Source organism: Pseudomonas sp. xss_4 (assembly GCF_043104125.1).
Classification (GTDB): Bacteria; Pseudomonadota; Gammaproteobacteria; order Pseudomonadales; family Pseudomonadaceae; genus Aquipseudomonas; species Aquipseudomonas parafulva_B.
Genome location: NZ_JBICKJ010000068.1, coordinates 61,413 through 83,530, shown reverse-complemented (window position 1 = coordinate 83,530; position 22,118 = coordinate 61,413). Strand labels below are relative to the sequence as shown.

14 protein-coding genes are annotated in these 22,118 nt (G+C 62.5%); 2 read left to right on the top strand and 12 right to left on the bottom strand.

The window, feature by feature from the left end; translation table 11 throughout:
* Nucleotides 1–22 precede the first annotated feature (22 nt).
* Nucleotides 23–4,351 carry a DNA glycosylase AlkZ-like family protein gene (locus tag ACF8GB_RS13360; RefSeq protein ID WP_392527155.1) on the bottom strand — a complete coding sequence of 1,443 codons (4,329 nt, stop codon included), beginning with the start codon at nt 4,349–4,351 and terminating at the stop codon, nt 23–25.
* A gap of 132 nt (nt 4,352–4,483) precedes the next feature.
* Here ACF8GB_RS13360 and ACF8GB_RS13355 point away from each other — a divergent pair, with 132 nt between their 5' ends.
* On the top strand, nt 4,484–4,897 hold the full coding sequence (locus ACF8GB_RS13355) for an NUDIX domain-containing protein (protein WP_196121821.1): 414 nt from the start codon (nt 4,484–4,486) through the stop codon (nt 4,895–4,897).
* Here ACF8GB_RS13355 and metR read toward each other — a convergent pair.
* The 7 genes from metR to ACF8GB_RS13320 all read right to left on the bottom strand — a co-directional run bounded on the left by metR (nt 4,881) and on the right by ACF8GB_RS13320 (nt 12,428).
* On the bottom strand, nt 4,881–5,798 hold the full coding sequence (metR, locus tag ACF8GB_RS13350; RefSeq protein WP_023535218.1) for a transcriptional regulator MetR: 918 nt from the start codon (nt 5,796–5,798) through the stop codon (nt 4,881–4,883). The genes ACF8GB_RS13355 and metR overlap by 17 nt on opposite strands.
* Before the next feature lie 117 nt (nt 5,799–5,915).
* Nucleotides 5,916–7,244 (bottom strand): sigma-54-dependent transcriptional regulator, encoded by a 1,329-nt coding sequence (locus ACF8GB_RS13345; protein ID WP_392527154.1) that lies wholly within the window; start codon nt 7,242–7,244, stop codon nt 5,916–5,918.
* Nucleotides 7,241–9,145, bottom strand: coding sequence for an ATP-binding protein (locus ACF8GB_RS13340; RefSeq protein ID WP_058639300.1), 1,905 nt, complete (start codon nt 9,143–9,145; stop codon nt 7,241–7,243). Before ACF8GB_RS13340 ends, ACF8GB_RS13345 begins: the two co-directional genes overlap by 4 nt.
* A 73-nt stretch (nt 9,146–9,218) precedes the next feature.
* Nucleotides 9,219–9,953, bottom strand: a complete 735-nt coding sequence (locus tag ACF8GB_RS13335; protein WP_058605188.1) for an amino acid ABC transporter ATP-binding protein — start codon at nt 9,951–9,953, stop codon at nt 9,219–9,221.
* Nucleotides 9,950–10,621: an amino acid ABC transporter permease gene (locus ACF8GB_RS13330; protein WP_023535230.1), complete on the bottom strand. Its 672-nt coding sequence runs from the start codon at nt 10,619–10,621 to the stop codon at nt 9,950–9,952. The genes ACF8GB_RS13335 and ACF8GB_RS13330 overlap by 4 nt, the downstream gene beginning before the upstream one ends.
* On the bottom strand, nt 10,622–11,368 hold the full coding sequence (locus ACF8GB_RS13325) for an amino acid ABC transporter permease (protein WP_058605186.1): 747 nt from the start codon (nt 11,366–11,368) through the stop codon (nt 10,622–10,624).
* Between the two features lie 142 nt (nt 11,369–11,510).
* Nucleotides 11,511–12,428 (bottom strand): glutamate/aspartate ABC transporter substrate-binding protein, encoded by a 918-nt coding sequence (locus ACF8GB_RS13320; protein ID WP_058639693.1) that lies wholly within the window; start codon nt 12,426–12,428, stop codon nt 11,511–11,513.
* A gap of 370 nt (nt 12,429–12,798) precedes the next feature.
* Between ACF8GB_RS13320 and ACF8GB_RS13315 the strand changes: the two genes are divergently transcribed.
* Nucleotides 12,799–16,869, top strand: a complete 4,071-nt coding sequence (locus ACF8GB_RS13315; protein ID WP_392527153.1) for an NEL-type E3 ubiquitin ligase domain-containing protein — start codon at nt 12,799–12,801, stop codon at nt 16,867–16,869.
* 28 nt (nt 16,870–16,897) lie between these two features.
* Here ACF8GB_RS13315 and glpD read toward each other — a convergent pair whose 3' ends face one another.
* The 4 genes from glpD to ACF8GB_RS13295 all read right to left on the bottom strand — a co-directional run bounded on the left by glpD (nt 16,898) and on the right by ACF8GB_RS13295 (nt 21,913).
* On the bottom strand, nt 16,898–18,427 hold the full coding sequence (glpD, locus tag ACF8GB_RS13310) for a glycerol-3-phosphate dehydrogenase (protein WP_058639695.1): 1,530 nt from the start codon (nt 18,425–18,427) through the stop codon (nt 16,898–16,900).
* A 202-nt stretch (nt 18,428–18,629) separates the two neighbouring features.
* Nucleotides 18,630–19,385 carry a DeoR/GlpR family transcriptional regulator gene (locus ACF8GB_RS13305; RefSeq protein ID WP_058639696.1) on the bottom strand — a complete coding sequence of 252 codons (756 nt, stop codon included), beginning with the start codon at nt 19,383–19,385 and terminating at the stop codon, nt 18,630–18,632.
* 128 nt (nt 19,386–19,513) lie between these two features.
* Nucleotides 19,514–21,013, bottom strand: coding sequence for a glycerol kinase GlpK (gene glpK / locus ACF8GB_RS13300; RefSeq protein WP_058639697.1), 1,500 nt, complete (start codon nt 21,011–21,013; stop codon nt 19,514–19,516).
* A gap of 48 nt (nt 21,014–21,061) precedes the next feature.
* Nucleotides 21,062–21,913, bottom strand: a complete 852-nt coding sequence (locus ACF8GB_RS13295) for an MIP/aquaporin family protein (RefSeq protein WP_058639698.1) — start codon at nt 21,911–21,913, stop codon at nt 21,062–21,064.
* Nucleotides 21,914–22,118 lie beyond the last annotated feature (205 nt).

Here is a 22,118-nt window from a genome sequence, read left to right as displayed (position 1 = left end):
CCTTGCGATGGCTCGGTCAGGCTCACGGCCTGAGGTGAGCCCCGACCATAGCCAACTTGTCCGTCGCTGCAAAGGCCGTGTCGCGCAGCAGCAGCTGTCGCCACTGCGTTTGCTGCGCTGCGCAAGCTTCGACCAGATAGACGTAGCGCTTGCCCACCCGCGCAGCCACCGGTACGCCGTCGCGGTAGAGCAGGCGGTTGCCGCTGGTGGCCGGTACCTTGGCCCCCGGCAGCAACGTGCCGATCAAGTTCAGCGGATCGCTGGCACTGACCAGCACCAACGTGCCGTCCGCCGCTTGCCGGCGAACCTGGCGCAGCATGGCCACGGCCTCGGGCAAGGCGAACTGCTCGCCGGACAACCCGGCAATGAAGCGCCCACCCCGTATTTCCCCACGCGCCTCCAGGCGCTGGTAGCAGCGCAGCAGGTCACGCCAGGGCGGCAGCACATCGCTCTCACGCGCCAGCAGGCGCCAGCACATCACCCCGTAGCGCTGCAGCAGCAGGCGAGCGATGCTTTCGATGTGCTGATCCTGATCCGGCGCGGCTTCGCTGCGCGGCAGCAGGGCCCAGCGCCCTGCATAAGCCATGCTGTTGGACAAGGGCAGGTGACCGAAGCGCGGCCGACGCGCGGTGCGCCGGGCGGCCGGCGCGATCAGGCTACGCAGCCCGGTGAAGCTGTCGGCATTGGCCAGGCCAGCGCCAACCAGCGCCTGCAAGGCCGTTTCCAGTTCGGCGGGGAGCAGACGGGCCTCTTGGGCCAGCTCGTCGAAAAACAGTGCACCCCGGGTTTTCAGGGCGTCATGCACCCGCTGGGCACGTGGTCCCAAGGTGTCGAGGCACGGGGGTGGGGCCAGGCTTCGCCACAGCTGCAGGTGTTCGCGAGGCAGCAACACCACGGGCGTGCTGGCCACCGTGCTGGCTGACACGGTACTTGCCAACCGGCTCCAGGCGAACTGCCCGCTGCGGCAGGCCTCGTCGAGCCAGCTGGGGCTGTAATCGCGCACGCGTGCAGGCAGCACTTCGGCTTCCCACGCCCCGGCCGCACTTGGAAACCCCTGCAGTTGGGCCAGCACAACAGGCAGCGCCTGCGGCCCTTGCAACCGTTGCCCCGGATCAAGGTGTTGCCAGTGGAACAGGAAACGCATGAAGTCCTGCAGGCTGACCGGCTCGATCTCCCGGCGCAGACGTTTGACGGTATAGCGGTGGATACGCGCCAGCAGGTGGCGTTCGCACCATTGAGTGTCAATTGCATCTGGGCTGAAATGCCCCCTGAGCACATGGCCTTGGGCCTCGAGCCGGGCCAATGCCTGCTCCACATCAGCGATGGACTTGCCCAGCGGCGTCGCAAGCTGGGCAACGGTGGCAGGCCCATGACCGCTGAGCCGGGCACGCAGCAGTTCGGGCAGCGCCAGGTCATGGTCCACTGGCTGATCGAAGCCTGGCAGTGGCTCGACCACGGGCGCCAGGCGGCAATCGGGGTAGACGGCTTTCAACAGCGTCAGGCGCTCACGGGCCAGCCACAACTTCTGCTCGGGCAGGTAGACGGCTCGGCCCCGCTTGGCAAGCTGATCAAGCAGCGTACGCCAGCGTGCGCCTGCCTGAGCTTCGGGCTGGCTGATGGCGCCCAGGCTCATGAGCGCTTCATGCATTTCATCTGCGTTGACCGGCTGCGGCCAGGCCTCGGCTGCCACTGCCGCAATGGCGTCCGCATCCAGCGCACCCAGCTCATCACCTGACTGCACATCCGCCCAGCGGCGATTGAGCACCGCCTGGGTACGGCGCTCTTCGAGCGGGGCGTCATCCAGAAAGGTGTAGGGCCTGGCGTTGAGAATGGCTGACGCCAGCGGCGAGGGCGCCGGCAGGTCGCGCGCCAGCAGGCGCACGGCACCGCTTTCCATGCGCCGCAGCAACGCCAGCCAACCGTCGCAATCCATGGCGTCGTGCAGGCAATCGTCGAGGGTCTGACGAACCAGCGGGTGGTCCGGTACGTGCCGTTCGCCGGACAGATTTTCAAGGCAGGCGATCTGATCGGGAAACACCGAGGCGATCAGGTCTTCGCTCTTCATGCGCTGGATCTGCGGTGCAACCTTGCGACCACCGGCAAAGCGCGGCAAGGCCATGGCCACACCCGCGTTCCAGCGCCAGCGGACACCGAACAGCGGGGCATCGAGCACAGCCTGGATCAGCACCTGCTCGGCGCTGCGGCTGTCGAGGTAGCGCCACACCTCGTCGAGGGCAAAGCTGTGGCTGGTAGACAGCGACAGCACGATGGCATCTTCACTGGCTGCCGCTTGCAGCTCGACATTGAAGGTACGGCAGAACCGCTTGCGCAGGGCCAAACCCCAGGCGCGGTTGATGCGGCTACCGAACGGCGAATGGATGATCAGCTGCGTGCCGCCTGACTCGTCGAAGAAACGCTCCATCACCAGGGTGTCCTGGGAGGGCAGGGCGCTCAATACCTGCTGGGTGCGGGCCAGGTAGTCCAGCAACTGCTCGGCACAGCTGGCGTCCAGTTCGAATGTGGCTTGCAGCCAGGCCAGCACATGCGCCAGCGAGCCATCGGCGTGTTGCAGGCGCTCATCGATCTGCCCTTGCAGCCTGGCCACGGCGGCGCTGAGCTCGCGGCTGCGGCCAGGGGCTTCGCCCAGCCAGAACGGAATCGTGGGGGGCTGGCCGTGGGCGTCTTCGACCCGGACCCGCCCGGCCTCCACGCGCAGGATGCGATAAGACGCGTTGCCTAGCTGGAAGATGTCGCCAGCAATGCTCTCCACGGCAAAGTCTTCGTTGACGCTGCCGATGTTCAGCGCCTGAGGTTCGAGCACGACGGCGTAGTCGGCGTTGTCGGGAATCGTCCCGCCACTGGTCAAGGCGGTGAGTTGGCTGCCACGGCGCCCTCGCACCATGGCGCTGACGGCATCACGGTGCAGGTAGGCGCCGCGCACGCCCTGGCGGCCGTTGTAGCCTTCGGCAAGCATGCCAAGCAAGGCGTGGTAATCTTCGTACGCCAACGTTTCGAACGGCATGGCCTGGCGCAGGCAGTCGAACAGCGCTCGCTCGTGCCAGGGCTGGTTGCTGGCCTCGGCGACGATCTGCTGGGCCAGCACATCCAGCGGGGCCTTCGGTACCTGCACTTCATCCAACTCGCCGCGGCGCACGCAATCGAGCAGCGCCACGCACTCGATCAAGTCGTCTCGCGATGTCGCGAACAGGCGTCCTTTGGGCACCCCGTCCACCTGATGTCCTGCACGCCCCACGCGCTGCAGGAACGCTGCGATCGAGCCGGGTGAGGCGATCTGGCACACCAGGTCGATGTCGCCGATGTCGATGCCAAGTTCCAGCGAGGCCGTGGCCACCAGCACCTGCAGCTCGCCCGCCTTCAGGCGCTGCTCGGCGCTCAGGCGCCTTTCCTTGGAAAGGCTGCCGTGGTGAGCGGCCACCGCAGCCGCGCCCAACCGATCGCTCAAGTGACGGGTGATGCGCTCGGCCAGCCGCCGGGTGTTGACGAACACCAAGGTGGTGCGATGCGCACGGGCCAGTTCGGCCAGACGATCGTACACCAGCCCCCAGGCATCCTGGTCGAGCACCGCCCCCAGTGGCACCGGCGGGATTTCGATGGCCAGGTCACGCTGGCGGGCGTGCCCTACATCGACGATGGCACAGGCGCGCCCGCTGCCCACCAGAAACTGCGCCACCCGCTCGACCGGACGCTGGGTAGCAGACAGGCCGATGCGTCGCAGCGGACTGTCGCACAACGCTTGCAGGCGTTCGAGGGTCAGCGCCAGGTGGCAACCGCGCTTGTTGCCGGCCAGGGCATGGATCTCATCGACGATGACGGTGTGCACCGTACGCAGGCCTTCACGCCCAGAGGCCGAACCCATCAGCACGTACAGGGACTCAGGGGTCGTGACCAGAATATGCGGTGCCTGTTTGCGCATGGCGATGCGTTCTTTCTGGGGCGTATCACCAGTGCGCACCGCCGTGGTGATGGTGGGGGCTGCGTGCCCTTGCGCCTGGAGTGTGCGCTGGATGCCCTCCAGCGGTATTTGCAGGTTCAAGCGGATGTCGTTGGACAGGGCTTTCAAAGGCGATACGTAGACGACCTGCGTGTGGGCGGGCAATGTGCCGCCCTGCTCCAGCCCTTGGCGAAACAGCCGGTCGAGTACCGCCAGAAACGCACTGAGCGTCTTGCCTGAGCCGGTCGGCGCTGCCAGCAGCACGGACTGACCGGCCTGGATGAGCGGCCAGGCCTGAGCCTGGGCATCGGTCACCGATGGATAACGGCCTGAGAACCAGGCCGCAACGCCTGGATGGAACAGCTCGAATACGGGATGGTTGGCGGCAGGAAGCGTCATTGGGAAGGTTATGAAGGGTCCCGGCCGGGTTGGCAAGTGGCCATTCGTCTGCCCAGGTCCAAACCTGGCAGTGGCCTTGTCACGGCTGGGGAGGCATGGGATGCTCGCCGCCCATTTTCAGGGAGATCACCCATGGCCAATACCATCCGCATTGCCGCCGCCTTATTGCTGGACTCGCAAGGTCGCACGCTGCTGGTGCGCAAGCGCGGCACTCAGGCATTCATGCAGCCGGGCGGCAAGATCGATGCCGGAGAAACCCCGGTTCAAGCGTTGGCCCGTGAGCTGCACGAGGAACTGGGCCTGCAGATCGACCCCGCCAAGGCCGTGCGCCTTGGTCAGTTCAGCGCTCCGGCAGCCAATGAGCCAGGGTTCGAGGTGCAGGCCGAGTTGTTCCGGGTGGACTGCGCGGCATCGGTAATGCCGGCGGCCGAAATCGACGAGATCACTTGGTTGGCCGCTGACCAGACGCCAGAAATGCCCCTGGCGCCCCTGACCCGTGACCTGATCCTGCCGCTGTACCGCCAGTTGCTCAGCGCACCGCACTGACCCCGTCGAGGGTGGCGAACGAAGTGTCTTTGGCCGTCAGCAGAAAATCGCGCATATAGGGTGCATCTAGCATGTCGGTGCGCACGGCTGCGTAGAGTGTCGCGAACAGGCCTTTTTCGCCCAGGCGCTTGCCCTTGACGTAACCGCGCGAGCTGTATTCGTGCAAGGCCCAATGGGGCATGCCGCACACGCCGCGGCCGCTGGCCACCAACTGCATCATCATGACCGTAAGCTCCGAGGTGCGTACGGCCGCAGGCTCGATGTCGGCTGGCTCCAGGAAGCGGGTGAAGATGTCCAGACGGTCACGCTCCACCGGATAGGTGATCAGGGTCTGGTCCGCCAGGTCCTGGGGCACCATGTAGGGTTTGCTGGCCAACGGATGTTGGTTGGCCACCGCCAGCATGGCTTCGTAAGTGAACAGGGGAACGTAGGTAATGCCGGCCAGGTCCAGGGGATCGGAGGTCACCACCAGGTCCAGGTCACCACGGGCCAAGGCGGGCAGGGGCGCGAACGCAAAGCCTGAGGCCAGGTCCAGTTCCACTTCAGGCCAGGCATCACGGAACTGATCGATGGTGGGCATCAGCCACTGGAAGCAACTGTGGCATTCGATAGCCATGTGCAAGCGACCGGCAGTGCCGCCGGCCAGTCTGGCGATATCCCGCTCGGCGCCACGCAGCAGGGGGAGCGTGGCGTCGGCCAGTTGCAGCAGGCGCAGCCCTGCGCTGGTGAAGCGAATGGGCTTGCTCTTGCGCACGAACAACGTCAGGCCCAGGCGCTCTTCCAGTTCCTTGAACTGGTGGGACAAGGCCGACTGGGTCAGGTGCAGCCGCTCGGCCGCTTCGACCAGGCTGTCTGCTTCACGCAGGGCATGAAGGGTTTTCAGGTGGCGGATCTCCAGCACAGCTAACTCCGAGGGTAGGGCTGAGGGTAAACATCTTGGAGTTGAGTTTCCCTCATGTTACCGCCGCTGTCGACTGTGCCTTGCCCATTGACTGATCTATTGCGGCGCCTCGGTCCATCAACCCAGACCGTATTTCTTGACCTTGTCGAACAACGTGGTCTTTGCCATGCCCAATTCCTGGCTGGCCTGGCTCAGGTTGCCCCCGGTGCGCTGCAAGGCGTCACTGAGCAGGTTGCGCTCGAAGGCCTCCACGGCCTCGGCAAAGCCCAGCCCTTGGCTGCTGGTGCCCGTGGGGCCTTTCTTGAACGTGGGCAGCCCTAGTGCATAGCGTTCGGCCACATTGCGCAGTTCGCGCACGTTGCCTGGCCAGTCATGGGCCATCAGCCGTGACAGCGTCTGGCTGTCCAGGGTGGGTGTCTCCCGGTCGAACCGCAGCGCCGATTGCTGCAGGAAGTGTTCGAACAGCTGCAGGATGTCTTCGCGGCGTTCGCGCAGTGGGGGCAGTTCGAGGGTCACCACGTTCAGGCGGTAATACAGGTCGCTGCGAAACTGCCCGCTCTGACCCAGGCTGTCGAGGTCGGCCTTGGTCGCCGCGATGAGCCGGCAATCCACTGGAATGCTCTGGTTCGAGCCGAGCCGTTCCAGGGTGCGCTCCTGGAGCACCCGCAACAGTTTGATCTGAAGGTTGATCGGCATGCTTTCCACTTCATCGAGAAACAGCGTGCCGCCGTTGGCGTGCTCGATCTTGCCGATACGCCGTTTGCCAGCACCGGTGAAGGCGTTGGCTTCATGGCCAAATATCTCGCTTTCGAACAGGTTCTCGGGCAGGCCACCGCAATTCAATGCCACGAAGGGCTGGCCCTGGCGACGGCTGAAGTCATGCAGGCAGCGGGCCACCAGTTCCTTGCCGGTGCCTGTCTCACCCTCGATCAGCACATTGGCGGAGGTATCGGCCACGTTGGCGATCAGTTCGCGTAGGTGCTGCATGGCGGGCGAACGACCGATGATGCGCCCCTCCAGGCTGCTCTGCCCGGCAAGCTGGCGGCGCAGCGCCGAGACTTCACGGGACAGGCCGCGTTGCTCGAGCGCACGGCGCACCACATCGACCAGCCGCTCGGGAGAGAAGGGCTTTTCCATGAAGTCATACGCGCCGTTGCGCATGGCGCCGACGGCCATGTCGATATCACCGTGCCCGGTGATCAATACCACCGGCAGGCTGCGGTCGCGCGCCTTGAGACGGTTGAGCAGTTCCAGGCCGTCGATACCCGGCAAGCGAATGTCGCTGACCACGATGCCGGCAAAGTCATCGCCAATGCGCTCGAGCGCCTGTTCGGCACTGCCTACGCCTTCGCAACCGATGTCCTCCAGCGCCAGTGCCTGCTGGCACCCAAGAAGGACATGGGGGTCGTCTTCGACGATCAGAACGGTAAGGGGCGCTTGGGTCATGGAGAGTCTGCCGATTCGCTGGGGGTGGAGGCCAAGGGCAGGATCAGCACGAAAGCTGTACCGCCGCTGGCAGGGTGCTCGACACTGAGGCTGCCCTTGGCGGCCGCAGCAAGGCTAGCCGAGAGGGTCAGGCCCAGGCCAAGGCCATTGTCGCCCGGCTTGGTGGTGAAGAACGGTTCGAAAAGATGCTTGCGTGCCTCTGGATCGATGCCATGGCCGTTGTCGCGCACCTGCAAGCGGTATTTATCCCCCTGCAGTTCGCCTTCGAGCCACAAGGCCGGTTGGGGCTGGACAGCCATGGCATCCAGGGCGTTGCCGATGAGGTTGACCAGGATCTGCTCCAGCCGGGTCTGGTCGATGGCCAACTGCAGGTCCTGGTAATGGCGGTGCACCTGCAGGTGGCTGCTGTTGATCCGTTCTGCCAGCACCTGCAGGCTGGCTTCGACCGCCTTGGCCACCGCGGCCTGGCCGCTGTCGTCACTGCGTCGGGCGAATGAACGCAGGCTGGCGGTGATGCGGCCCATGCGGTCGACCAGGCCATTGATGGTACGCAGATTGGTACTGGCGGTCTCCAGTGCGCCGCGTTCGATGAACCGAACGGTGTTGCCCGACAAGGTACGCAGCGCCGCCAAGGGTTGATTGAGTTCGTGGGCGATACTGGTGGACATCTGTCCGATGGCTGCCAGCTTGCCAGCCTGAACCAGTTCGTCTTGCGCCTGGCGTAGGGTCTGCTCGGCATGACGGCGCTCGCGTATCTGCCCCTTGAGCCGTTCGTTGCTGGCCCGCAGGTCGGCCGTACGCTCGGCGATGCGGCGCTCGAGCTGGCTATTGGCTTGCTCCAGCGCTTCGCGGGCTGCCAGGCGGGTAGCGATGACTTTGCGTCGCTCGTTCCAGGCGATGCCCAGAATGGTCAGCAAGGCAAACGCCACACCGACCAGGATGCCCTGCACCATGGATTCGCGACGCAGATCCTGAAGCGGCGTGAGCAGCGTAAAGTGCCAGGGTGTATCGACCAGACGACGTGTCTGGGCCAGGTAGGCCACCTCATCGGGGTTGCCCTGGGCCGTTTCGCTGTTGGCCGGGAAGGTCAGCTTTTCTACCCCGTCGGCCAGGGTCTCGCGCCCCAGCGGTTGCAGCTCATTGAGCGGCCACCAGTAGTATTGCAGGCTGCGCGCCAGGCGCTCCTTGGTTTGCGGGGTCAGTGGACGCACCGATTTGAGGCGTCGAGCCGGATCGCTGGAAAGAATGATGATCCCGTTCTCGTCGCTGACGAACGCTTCCAGGCGGGCCCGCTGCCAACGTTCCTCCAGGGTATCGAGACGCACCTTGATCACGGCAACGCCGATGATTTTGCCGTGCTCCTCAAGCCCGTGGGCCAAGTAGTAGCCAGCTTCGCCCGTGGTGCTGCCGATGCCGTAGAAGCGCCCGGGTTCGCCACGCACGGCGGTCTGGAAATACGCGCGAAACGACAGGTCCTCGCCCAGGAACGAGTCGGTATCGCGCCAGTTGCTGGTGGCCTGCACCCGCCCTTGGGTATCGAGCACGAAGATCGCGCGGCTGCGGCTGCGCCGGTTGAGGCCTTCGAGGTATTCGTTGACGGTTTGCCGTGAGCCACCATCAGGGTCTGTCAGCAGGTGCGACACGCTGTCTTCGAGTTCCAGCAGGCTGGGAAGGTAGGTGTACTTGCTGATTTCGCTCTCGACCGTACGCGCATGCAATTCCAACTGGCGCTCGCCATTTTCACTGAGCACGCGTATGCCGTTGCTCTCGCTGATCAGGAACCCGGCCATGCCCAGCCCGATCATCAGCAAGATGATCAGCGGAGGTAACAGCAGTTGGCGGACAAGGCGGGCTTTCACGGCAGGCTTGGCAGGTAACAGGAGCGAGGGGTCGCATTTCATCACAGTGACCTCGTCACGGCCAGCGCCCGCTGCCCGGAAGGGCGGCGGGGCCGAGCGGCTCGATGAGGCAGGATCAGTGCTGAAGGATCTTGCTCAGGAAGTGCTGGGTGCGTTCGTGACGGCCTTCGGGGTTGCCGAAGAAGTCTTCCTTCTGGCAATCCTCGATGATGTGCCCCTTGTCCATGAAAATCACGCGGTTGGCCACTTTGCGGGCAAAGCCCATTTCGTGGGTCACGCACATCATGGTCATGCCTTCGTGGGCAAGCTCGACCATCACGTCCAGCACTTCGTTGACCATCTCCGGGTCCAGGGCCGAGGTGGGCTCGTCGAACAGCATGACGATCGGGTCCATGGACAATGCCCGCGCGATGGCGACCCGTTGCTGCTGGCCGCCGGACAACTGCCCGGGGTGCTTTTTGGCATGGGCACTCAAGCCGACGCGGTCGAGCAGGGCCAGGCCCTTCTTGGTGGCTTCGGCTTCACTGCGGCCCAATACCTTGCGCTGGGCAATGGTCAGGTTTTCGGTGATGGTCAGGTGGGGGAACAGCTCGAAATGCTGGAAGACCATGCCCACGCGTGAGCGCAGTTTGGGCAGGTTGGTCTTGGAATCGGCGATCGAAGTGCCGTCGACCACGATGTCACCTTTCTGGAAAGGCTCCAGCGCGTTCACGCATTTGATCAGGGTGGACTTGCCCGACCCCGAAGGCCCGCACACCACCACCACCTCACCTTTCTTGACCTCGGTGCTGCAGTCGGTCAGCACCTGGAAGTCCCCGTACCACTTGTTGACGTTCTTGATGGAAATCATACGGTGATCCTTTTTTGCAGGCGCTTGACCAGCCACGAAGCGGAGAAGCTGATAATGAAGTACACGACGCCGGCGAAGATCAGGAACTCATGGGAGCGCCCGATGATGTCGCCGTTGGAGCGTGCCGAGTTGAGGAAGTCGACCAGGCCTACCGTGTAGACCAGGGACGTGTCCTGGAACAGGATGATGCTTTGCTGCAGCAGCAAGGGCGTCATCTTGCGGAAGGCCTGGGGCAGGATGATCAGGCGCATGGTCTGGCCATAAGTCATGCCCAATGCCTGGGCCGCGCCCATCTGGCCCTTGGAGATCGATTGCACACCGGCACGCACGATTTCGCAGAAATAGGCCGCCTCGAACATCATGAAGGCGACCACGCAGGAGGTGAAGGCCCCCACCGGCGTGTCCTGCCCGGTGATCCAGCGCAGCACGAACGGCACCGCCAGGTAGAACCAGGTGATCACCAGCAACAAGGGGATCGAGCGGAAATAGTTGACGTAGGCGCCGGCCAACCTGGACAGCAGTTTATTCGACGACAGGCGCATCAGCGCCAGCAGGGTGCCCAGCACGATGCCGCCGATGACGCCCATCACCATCAGTTGCAGGGTCATGGCCATGCCATCCCAAAGGGCGGGCAGGGCGGGGATGATTTCGCTGAAATCCAGGTCCATTTACTTGCCCCCTACAGAGATCAGGCCAGGTACCGCCACTTTCTTTTCGACGACGCGCATGAGCAGCATCAGGCCCATGTTGAGGGTGAAGTAGATCAACGTGGCCAAGGTGAACGCTTCAAACAGGTTGGCCGAGAACTCGGCGGTCTGCTTGGTTTGCGCCAGCAGTTCCATCAGGCCGATCAACGAAGCCACCGAGGAGTTCTTGAACACGTTCAAGAATTCGGAGGTGAGTGGCGGGATGATGATGCGGAAGGCCTGTGGTAGCAGCACATTGGTGTAGATCTGCGACAGGCTGAAGCCCATCGCCCGCGCTGCCGATTCCTGGCCACGTGGCAGGGCCTGGATGCCGGTGCGAACCTGCTCGCACACCCGTGCGGCGGTGAACAGGCCCAGGCACACGACCACACTGATCAAGGCCGACGTGGTCGGGTTCAAGTCCTGCTTGAACCATTCCTGCAGCCCCTCTGGCAGCAGGTCCGGCACCAGAAAGTACCAGATGAACAGCTGCACCAGCAAAGGCACGTTGCGGAACAGCTCGACGTAAGCGGTGGCGATACCGGAAACGAGCCGGTTAGGCACGGTACGCATCACGCCCAGGATCGACCCCAGCAGCAAGGCGATGATCCAGGCGGAAATGGCGATGGCGATGGTCCACCCCAGGCCGGTGATGTACCAGTCCAGATAGGTTTCGCTGCCCACGCCAGTGGACTTGAAGAATACGCCCCAGTCCCAGTTGTAATTCATCGGGATTTCCCCTCAGACGATTGTTTCACGGGCACCTTCCAGCTTCCGAGGGCAAACTGCCCTCGGATGAAAGGTTAGACACTAACGGGGAGCCTGCCGGTTTAATTCGCGCCTTGCAGCGCGGCAGGCTCCAGGCTGGGGGTCAGGATTTCTTCTCGTCTGCCGCCTTGTCGGTCGGCTCGGCGATCAGCTTCTTGAGCTCGTCGCTCATCGGGAATTGCAGGTTCAGGCCTTTTGGCGGGATTGGCTGCTGGAACCACTTGTCGTAGCTCTTGTTGACTTCACCGGACTTGAAGTAGCCAACGATCGCATCATCCACGGCCTTCTTGAAGGGCTCATCACCCTTGCGCACCATGCAACCGTAGATTTCATAGGATTGCGGCGTACCGGTGATGACCCAGTCCGACGGCTTGCGAGCCTTGGCCATTTCGCCAGCCAGCAGCGCGTCATCCATCATGAAGGCCACGGCGCGGCCGCTCTCGAGCATGTTGAAGGCTTCACCGTGGTCCTTGGCGGAGATCACGTTCATCTTCATCTGCTTGTCGGCGTTCATGGCCTTGAGAATGCGCTCGGAGGTCGTGCCTGCGGTAGTCACTACGTTCTTGCCAGCCAGGTCTGCGAAGTCCTTGTAGGCCGGCTGACCGTCTTTGACCTTGGTCAGCAGACGGGTGCCAACCTCGAAGATACCCACCGAGAAGCTGACTTGCTGCTGACGCTCGACGTTGTTGGTGGTGGAGCCGCACTCCAGGTCGACGGTGCCGTTCTGCACCAGCGGGATGCGGGTCTGGGAAGTGACCAGGTTATAGCGGACCTTGATGTCGGTACCCAGTTGCTTCTTCAGGGCCTCGACGACGGCCAGCTGGATGTCGTGGGAATAGCCTACAGGCTCTGGCTTGCCGGCCAGGTAGGAAAACGGGATGGAGGAGTCGCGGTGGCCCAAGGTGATGGTGCCTGAATCCTTGATCTTCTTCAGGGTGCCGGTGAGTTCTTCGGCCATGGCCGGCGAAGCGATTACAGCAGCCGCGATGGCGGCGCCCAGCAATTGACGAACGATACGCATCAAATTTTCCTCGACGTGTTTGTTTTTTTTATGGAGCCGTTGGCGGACTCTTTCGTTCAACGGATACGGCAGCTGTTGCATCCGGTTGATGGATATGAGCAGAAGTCGTGCCAAGGTCCGTGAAGCATGTTAGCCCCGCTGAAAGCGAGGGCGTTAGCCTTGTTCGACTAATTCGAGTTTTTCAACAGAGTCGGAAATTCGAATGACCTTCAATTTCATGTTCGGTTATCCGAATGAGTGTTCATGCTTGTGTACCCAGCCATATGTAACACCTGCCCATGACAGCCCGATGTTCTGCTACGCCATTTTCCAGACCAGAGGAAGATTTGTGGCAGATAACGCACTACCTCATCTTTCCGTTGATGCATGTGTGGCGAAGGCGTTGCCGGCTTGGCTGACCAGCGCTGATCCGGACCTGCTGAGCACATTCCACCGGGCGCTCGATCTTGAACAGTTGTCGAGCGAGGCGGTCAGGGCGCGTTTGAAAACGTTGCCTGGGCTAGAGACCTTTGCCCGCCCATTACTTCAGGAGGCGCTGCGAGCCAGGGGCTTGGGTGAGGTGAATGTAGACACCGCCCAGGTGGTGCTGCATGACAAAGTTGCGATACCCAGTGCCGCGCCTCGACTGCAGACACCCATGAGAGCGCTTTACAGCAAAGAGTCGCTGCTGGTGGCCGCGCTGCACAACTTTCATGAAAGCGAGACCTTTCCCGGCCTGCACCGGCGCGCTCACTTGCAAGAGGCAAACGGCACTGTATTGCCGCTCTCCTTCGAAGCGTTTGCTCGGCTCTGCCGGCAGCTGGACCTGGGCGGGCAGTACCAGCAGCAGCTGCGTACGTGCTTGTTCCCCAAGGCGCGCCCCCCAGCACCCGCCGATTTTGGGCAGCGTGCGGTAGAACAGATTTTCGAGGAGCGTCTACGTGCGGCACTCGATGTTGCAGTCAGGATGGCCAGGCTCAAAGGGCAGTTGACCGAGCAAGACTACCTGGCACTTCTGCCACTGATAGCCCAGAAGCCGACCGTACCGGCCGTGACTCAGGGGTTCCAGCCGTTCGAGCTATTTGTCCTAGGCAAGCCCGTTCAGCGTTGCCTGGTCATTGAGCTTCGCGCAGCGGCCAATGGGCCCATGCACGGCTTGATAAGCTGGTTTTCCGATGACCCGGCCGAGCCCATCGGGCGGCATGCGGACTGGGCTGGATTTTACGAGCACCTCGGCAAGCGGCTGCGTGAGCGTCAATATAGACGGTATTTCGTCAGCTTGATCGCCCAGCGCGAGCAGCCTGCGTTCCTGGCCCAGTTGGCGCAATTGAACAAATCCTCTGGTGGATCTACACCGCTCGCCATCGATGGTCGCCATTTCGCAATAAAAGGCTCTGTCTTTGCCTGCCTGCGTAAACGCTTGCTCAATACAATGATCGACGATGCCCGGGTGCTGGCCGTCCCTACGGGCGATTTGACTCAACTTGAGCGGCACGAGCGCATCGACGCCTTGAAAGGGGCAGGGCTCGATGCGCTCACCCTGGCCGCGCAGTTCGTTCCCGGCTTGGGCGAAGTTTTGTTCGTAGCGGCAGCCGTAGACGTCGCGCGCGAAGTCTACGACGGTTACGAGGCTTGGCAGATAGGCGACAGGCAGCAAGCGCTGGCCCATGTGTTCAATGTGGCGCAGGTCGTGGCCACGGGCGCAGTGCTTGGGGCTGCGCAGTCTACGATCGGCGGCGCGCTAGAGCGCATCGGTTTGGTCGACGGCCTCACGCCGGTGAGGGTGGCCAACAGGGGGTTGCGTCTGAAAAAGATGCCGGCGTCGGCCCACAGCCTGGAGCATCCGGGTGAATTGATGCGCAGTTTTGGCGCCGATCTTGAGCAGGTATCCAACCTGGATGCCGACGTGCTGATGCAGGTCACGGGTCTGTCGCCTGAACACTTGCGCAGCTTGCGTTTACACGAGGAGCCGGCGCCAGCACGGCTCAGGGAAGCGCAGGCACGGCACCTGCTGCATAGCCAAGGGCCGACCTCCGAGCTGTTGGTCGAGCAAGCGCTGGCACTTTCAGTGGGCGAGCCAGGCGTTGGCGTGGATACGCTCACTCGCGACTTCACCGGCCTGTCAGTGCCACTGGCGCAAGAAATCGTGGAGTGCGCCACCACCGAACAACTGGCGACGCTGATGAGCGGCAAGGTACCCCTGCCGCTTGCTGAGCGAGCGCGTTGGGCTTTGCGTGAAAGCCGCATCGATCGCGCGTTGTTGGGGCTCGAGCATGAGCATGCCGCCAACCTGGACACACTGCGCCTGGCCCTGGCGCTGATCGATGAAACATCGCCATGGCCCGTGTCAACACGTATCGAGGTGCGTTTGGGGGAGGCTCAGGGCCAGCTAGTGGTCTTCCACGGCCCGGCTGATGCACAGCGCACCGAGGTGATCGTGCAGACCATCGGGGGGTATCAGTTGCAAGCACATCCTATCCAGGCCCGGGACCAAGGGCTGCTGGCATGCCTGCTGCAGACCCTGGATGAAACCCAGAAAACCGCTTTCGGCGGCCCATCGGTTACGACAGCCGAATTAGGGGCAGATCTGCTGCATAGGGCGGCTGCCGACCGTGGGAAGACGGCCCAGTCGCTGGGAATGACGGCGCTGGGTGGTCGCTTCAATCCGCCTCGCCGACTCCAGGATGGCCGTGTCGGTTATCCCCTCAGCGGGCGGGGCGAGAGCAGTCGGCAAGCACTGCGTCGGGGCATACGCCGCATTTACCCGACACTGACCGATGACCAGATGGACGCTTATCTGGCGCAATTGATCGAGCGCGACGTGAACCTTTGGGACCACCTGAGCGATCTCGAAGGGCGACTGGAACGTCTGCGTCAGTCCCTCGCCTCCTGGGAGCGCCAGGGCAATGGCTTCATTGATCGGCGCCGCCGACGCAGGGTGGCCACCCACATTCGTCGCGCTTGGCGACGCAAGACGGTCGCGTCCGAGAATGATGAGTATGTGCTGCGTCTAGAGGGCGAGCAGGTAGGCACGCTACCTGACCTGCCTGGTGACATCGATTTCAATCACGTGCGGCAACTGGCCTTGCGCAACCTGGCGCTTACCTATGTCAGCGATGCCTTTCTCAGACGCTTCCCGCACTTGCAGGTGCTCGATTTGCGCGGCAACCAGTTGACGCAGCTGCCTACAGGACTCAGCGGTCTGGGGCAGTTGCGCACACTGCGCCTTGATGACAATCGGATCGTACTGCAACCCGACAGTGACACGGTGCTGACCGGGCTGACCCACCTTGAACACATCAGCTTGAGCGGTAATCCGATCGGCCGCGTACCGAACCTGTCTGCCCTGCGTCATCTGCGTGCGATTTCACTGCGCAACACGGGCCTGTTGAACTCCCCGCAGCCCCATCAAGTGCTGTGGCGCGGCCTGATGGACATCCGTGAAAACGAGATTCGTGAGGTCAACGAGCACCTGCGCGCGCTTGGAGACCGCATCCAGCAACTGTCCCTGCACGACAATCCGTTGGACGAAGCCAGTCAGCAAGCACTCGCCACTGCAAACGAGGGCTCACGCGCCCCACGCCACCATGCCCGAGTGTCCGTTGACAACGAACTGCGAGACAGCTGGATTGGGCCGGCCAAGCCAGAGATACGCCATCGGTATGAACGCATCTGGAGCGCCTTGCTCGACGATGAGGGGTCGGCCGATCTGTTCCGGTTCCTCGCCGACTTTGCCGAGTCTGACGATTTTGACGAACGGCCGCAGTACTACCGCGCACGTATATGGCACATCCTGGAGTTGTGTGCTGAAAGTACGGATGTCCGCGAATCGGTCTACTTGCAGACCCAAGGTCCGCAAACCTGCGATGACCGTCTGTTGCTGCTGCTCAGTCAACTGGAGGTGAGGGCGCATATCGCCATGCATACGGCTGGGACGAGTGCCGGGCAGACTGAGCGCGAACTCTTGCGACTTGGCCGTTCGCTGTACCGCCTGGACCAGGTGGACAGTATTGCCGCTCGGCACATCGAGCAAATGCGACGCGATCCTTATGCGATGGTGGATGACATCGAAGTGTACCTGGCTTATCGGGTCAATCTGGCGAGTCGCTTGGGGTTGCCGGCTCAGCCGAGCTACATGAACTACCCGGAATTCAGCGACGTCATCAGTCGGCAGGTCAGGCTGGCCGGAGACCGGGTACTGGCGGGTGAAAGTCTGGATGTGCTGGCAGCAGCGCTGGCGCAACGCGAGTTCTGGCAGTCGTTTGTGCGCAGCTATTATCGCGAACGTTTCGAGGCGCTGGCGGCACCGTTTCACGAACGGCTCGAGGCCGCCGAGCGCACCGCCGGCGAGCACGGGGAGCAGGTCTATCTACAGCAAGCTGCTGCCTTGAAGGCTGAACTCGATGCCCAGGAGCAGGCGCTTTACCATGAGCTCGCCATTGAGGCCTACAACCGCCTGTGAGCATGGGCTGACAGGCGGCGCACCTGGGTCAGGCGGCGTGGCTGCGCTGCGTTGCCTTTTTCAGGTACTGGGCGAGGGTGTTCTGTTCCGCCTCCGTGGTAAACAGCCCAAGCTTGGTACGACGCCACAGGATATCTTCAAGGCAGGTTGCCCACTCATGCTCGCACAGGTAATCCACCTCGCGGGCAAAGAGCCCCGCACCAATGGCCTGACCCAGGTCCTGCGGGCCTTCGACGCCTGCCAACAGTGTCCAGACGCGGCTGCCATAGGTGCGTGCCCAGCGCTGGGCAATGGCCGGGGCGAGCCAGGTATGCCGAGCAAGCAAGGCTTCTTCAAGTGCCTGGGGCGTGGTCATGTCCTCGCCGCCCGGCAGGGTTGCTTCGGCCGTCCAACTGCCGCCCATCTGGCTGAAGAATGGCTTGAGTTCGGCCATGGCCGATTCGGCCAGCTTGCGGTAAGTGGTGAGCTTGCCACCGAAGACCGAGAGCAGGGGGGCTTCACCGTGGGCGGCGGACAGTGCCAAGGTGTAGTCACGGGTAACGGCCGACGGGTTGTCCGACTCGTCATTGCACAGGGGGCGAACGCCTGCATAGGTGCTGAAGATGTCACTGCGCTGCAGCTGGTGATTGAAGTGGGCGTTGACCACCTTCAGCAGATAGTCGGTTTCCTGATCGGTGATCGCTACCTTGGCAGGGTCGCCTGTGTATTCACGGTCAGTGGTGCCGATCAGCGTAAAACGATCAAGATACGGGATGCAGAAAACGATGCGCTGGTCTTCGTTCTGCAAAATGTAAGCGTGCTCGCCTTCATACAGCCGGGGGACGATCAGGTGACTCCCCTGAATCAGGCGAATGCCGTAAGGAGCGTCCAGTTTCAGGTCGTTCTTGATGAACTGCGCAACCCATGGGCCGGCGGCGTTCACCAGCCCTTTGGCCCGCACCATCCGGGTGCTGCCGTCGGCGTGCTGCACATCCACTTCCCAGATGGCGCCGACACGCCTGGCGCCCAGGCACAGTGTCTGGGTGTGAATATGCGCGCCATGTTCACGGGCGGCCATGGCGTTGAGGACCACCAGGCGAGCGTCGTCAACCCAGCAGTCGGCATATTCGAAACCGCGGGTGATGGCCGGCTTGAGCGCGGAGCCCGCGCCAAATCGCAGGCTGCGCGAGGCGCCCAGGCGCTTGCGCTTGCCCAGGTGGTCGTACAGGAACAGGCCAGCACGGATCATCCAGGCAGGGCGCAGATGGGGGCGGTGGGGCAGCACGAAGCGCATGGGCTTAACAATGTGCGGTGCCTTGGCCAACAGGACTTCGCGTTCGGCCAGGGCCTCACGTACCAGACGAAACTCGTAATGCTCAAGGTAGCGCAGACCACCGTGAATCAGCTTGCTGCTGGCTGATGAGGTGTGCCGGGCCAGGTCGTCCTTTTCACACAGAAAGACTTTCAGGCCGCGGCCGGCAGCGTCGGCGGCGATGCCCACACCGTTGATGCCACCGCCTATCACCACCAGGTCATAGCAATCGGCGACGGGAGCGCTGGTCGAATCGGGCTGGGACACAGGGAAGGCCTCCTGGAGCAATTTGTATCGAAAGTGAACATTTATGTTCGTTTCCGAAAATACTAGCGCAAGAGGACGCGACTCGCCAGTCCGTATTCATAGAAAATACTGATCAGGTGACAAGCAAATGAACATTAACGAAAAAAGCCAGTGCGGCGCGGGCTTGTGCCGCGCCCACAGTTGCAGCGCCTGTAGAGACAACCTAAACCACTTCGACACGCACCTTGTGTTCATTGAGCAGTTGGACCAGGGCAGGGGTTGGGGTCTGATCGGTCACCAGGCAGTCGACCAGGCTGATGGCGCCCAGGCGCACCATGGCATTGCGCCCGAACTTGCTGGAGTCCGCTGCCAGGATCACCTGCCGAGCATTGGCAATGATCGCCTGGGATACGCGCACTTCCTGATAGTCGAAATCCAGCAGGCTCCCGTCTTCATCGATGCCGCTGATACCGACCAGGGCGTAATCGACCTTGAACTGATTGATGAAGTCGACACTGGCCTGGCCTACGACGCCGCCGTCACGGCGCACGGTACCGCCCGCCACCAGGACCTCGAAGTCATCCTTGGCCGCCAGGATGGAGGCGACGTGCAGGTTGTTGGTGATGACCTTCAGTTGGCTGTGGTTGAGCAAGGCACGCGCGATGGATTCGGTGGTGGTGCCGATATTGATGAACAGTGAGGCATGATCGGGCACCTGCCGAGCGACAGCCTCGGCGATGCGCTGCTTTTCATCACGCATCTGGTCGGCGCGCATGGCATACGCCGTGTTCTCGACGCTTGAATCGTAGGCTGCGCCCCCGTGGTAACGGCGCAACAGGTCGAGCTCTGCCAGTTGATTGATGTCGCGGCGGATCGTTTGCGGGGTAACGACGAACAGCTGCGCCATTTCCTCGATACTGACGTAGCCGCGGTCGCGGACCAGTTCGAGGATTTGTTGTTGGCGTGGAGGCAAATTCATGGACGTCCTTCGGAGCAGCCTGACAAATGCTGCAATGATGCCGTAGGACGGGGATGACGACCAGCGTGGCGTCCGAAGGGTGGATCCGGCGCAGGCCATGGAGCGGACTGCGCCGTTGCCTACGGTGATCAGGCGTCGTGTTCTTCCCAATCGCGGGTGCGATCGACGGCTTTTTTCCAGCCACCGTACAACTTCTCTTTCTGCGCTTCATCCAGTTGCGGGCTGAACTCCCGCTCGATGATCGCCTTGTTGCGCAATTCGTCCAGGCTGCTCCAGAAACCGCAAGCCAGGCCCGCCAGGTAGGCTGCACCCAGCGCCGTGGTCTCGCGCATCTTGGGGCGCTCGACGCACGTGCCGAGGATATCGGCCTGGAACTGCATCAGGAAGTTGTTGGCCACCGCGCCGCCGTCAACCCGCAGTTCGGACAGGCGTTGGCCGCAGTCCTGCTGCATTGCATCGAGCACGTCGCGGGTCTGGTAGGCGATGGACTCCAGTGCTGCGCGGATGATGTGATCCACCTTGACGCCGCGGGTCAGGCCAAACAGCGCGCCGCGGGCATAAGGGTCCCAGTAGGGGGCGCCAAGGCCGGTAAAGGCAGGCACCAGGTAGACGCCATTGCTGTCCTTGACCTTGCTGGCGAAGTACTCGGTATCCAACGCGTCATTGACGATCTTCAGTTCATCGCGCAGCCACTGGACCGTCGAGCCGCCGTTGAACACGGCCCCCTCCAGGGCATAGGCCACTTCACCGCGCGGGCCACAGGCGATGGTGGTCAACAGGCCATGGGAGGAAGTGACGGCCTTGTCGCCCGTGTTCATCAGCAGGAAACAACCAGTGCCATAGGTGTTCTTCGCCTGCCCCGGTTCCACGCACATCTGCCCGAACAGGGCCGATTGCTGGTCCCCGGCGATGCCGGCGATGGCGATGCCACTTTTGGTATGCCCATAGACCTCGGAAGAGGAGCGCACCTCTGGCAGCATTTGCGCAGGGATGCCCAGGATGTCGAGCAGCTTTTCATCCCACTGCAGCGTGTGGATGTTGAACATGAGGGTTCGCGAGGCGTTGGTGTAGTCGGTGACATGCACCTTGCCGCCGGAAAACTTCCAGATCAGCCAGGTATCGACGGTGCCGAACAGCAGCTCGCCACGCTCGGCGCGTTCCCGGGCGCCGTCGACATTGTCCAGGATCCACTTGAGCTTGGTACCGGAAAAGTACGGGTCGGTGACCAGACCCGTGGTTTCACGAATGTAGTCCTCAAAGCCGTCGCGCTTGAGCTGGGCGCAGATTTCGGTGCTGCGCCGGCATTGCCAGACGATGGCGTTGTATACCGGGCGGCCGGTTTCCTTGTCCCAGACGACGGTCGTTTCGCGCTGGTTGGTGATGCCCAGGGCCGCGACCTGGGCATGGCTGATGCCAGCTTGGGCCAGTGCTTCGACCATGGTCGCACTCTGGGTGGCGAAGATTTCCATGGGGTCGTGCTCGACCCAACCTGCCTGCGGATAATGCTGGACGAACTCACGCTGGGAGGTGCCGACCACATTGGCGTCGCGGTCGAAGATGATCGCACGCGAACTGGTGGTGCCCTGGTCCAGGGCGATGATGTACTGCTTGTCCTGAGTGTCTGTCATGGTGTTGGCCTTGCAAAATAGGGGTCGTGGCGGGTCTGTCTGCCGTGCTCAGTTGACTTGCGTATCGCCTTGGCGACCATCGCTTGCCGCAGGCGTGGACGTTGGAGCTGCGGGCAAATTGCGGGCAATCAAGCCACGATAGGTGGCAGCACCCAGGCAGGCGCCGATGATAGGGCCGAATATCGGCACCAGGAAGTAAGGCACATCTCGGCCGCCGGTAAAGGCGATTTCGCCCCAGCCTGCCAGGAACGTCATGATTTTCGGGCCCAGGTCGCGTGCCGGGTTCATGGCAAAGCCGGTCAAGGGCCCCATGGCACTGCCAATCACCGCGATCAGCAGGCCGATCAGCAGCGGCGCCATCGGGCCGCGGGGTAGGCCGTTGTTATCGTCGGTCAGGGCCATGATGACGGCCATGAGGATCGCCGTGATCACCACCTCCACCAGCAGCGCTTGCGCCGTAGACAAGGAAGGATGGGGATAGGTCGAGAAAACCGCTGCCAGGTCCAGGCTGGATTCACTACCGCGCAGCATGGCGTGCGCTTGTTCGAAATCGAAGAACAGGCTGCTATAGAGGGTGTAGACCAGCGCCGCGCCGCAGAAGGCACCACACACTTGGGCAAGCATGTAGAAAGGCAGCTTGCGCCGCTCGAAGCCGGCGAACAGGGTCAGCGCGATGCTGACGGCAGGGTTCAGGTGTGCACCGGAGATCCCGGCGGTGAGGTAGATGCTCATGCTGACTCCCACCCCCCAAATGATGCTGATTTCCCAGAGTCCGAAGCTTGCGCCTGCGACTTTGAGCGCGGCGACGCAGCCGGTACCGAAGAAGATCAGCAGCGCAGTACCGAGGAATTCGGCCAGGCACTGACTGGACAGCGTGGGTTGGCCTTGGGCAATTGTCATGTATGACCTCGTTGTTTTTGTTGTGAGTCGCGCGGGGCTCGACAGCAAGGCCCGGACCTTCCGGATGGTCCTGGGCGGATATGAGGTGCACCGTGAAGGTGCACCCCCGGCATTCAGAAACGAAAAAATATAGACAAGAAACGCTGATGTCAAAGGTCGAAAGTGAACGGTCAGTCACGTTTTGGGCAACGGCCACCAGCGTGAT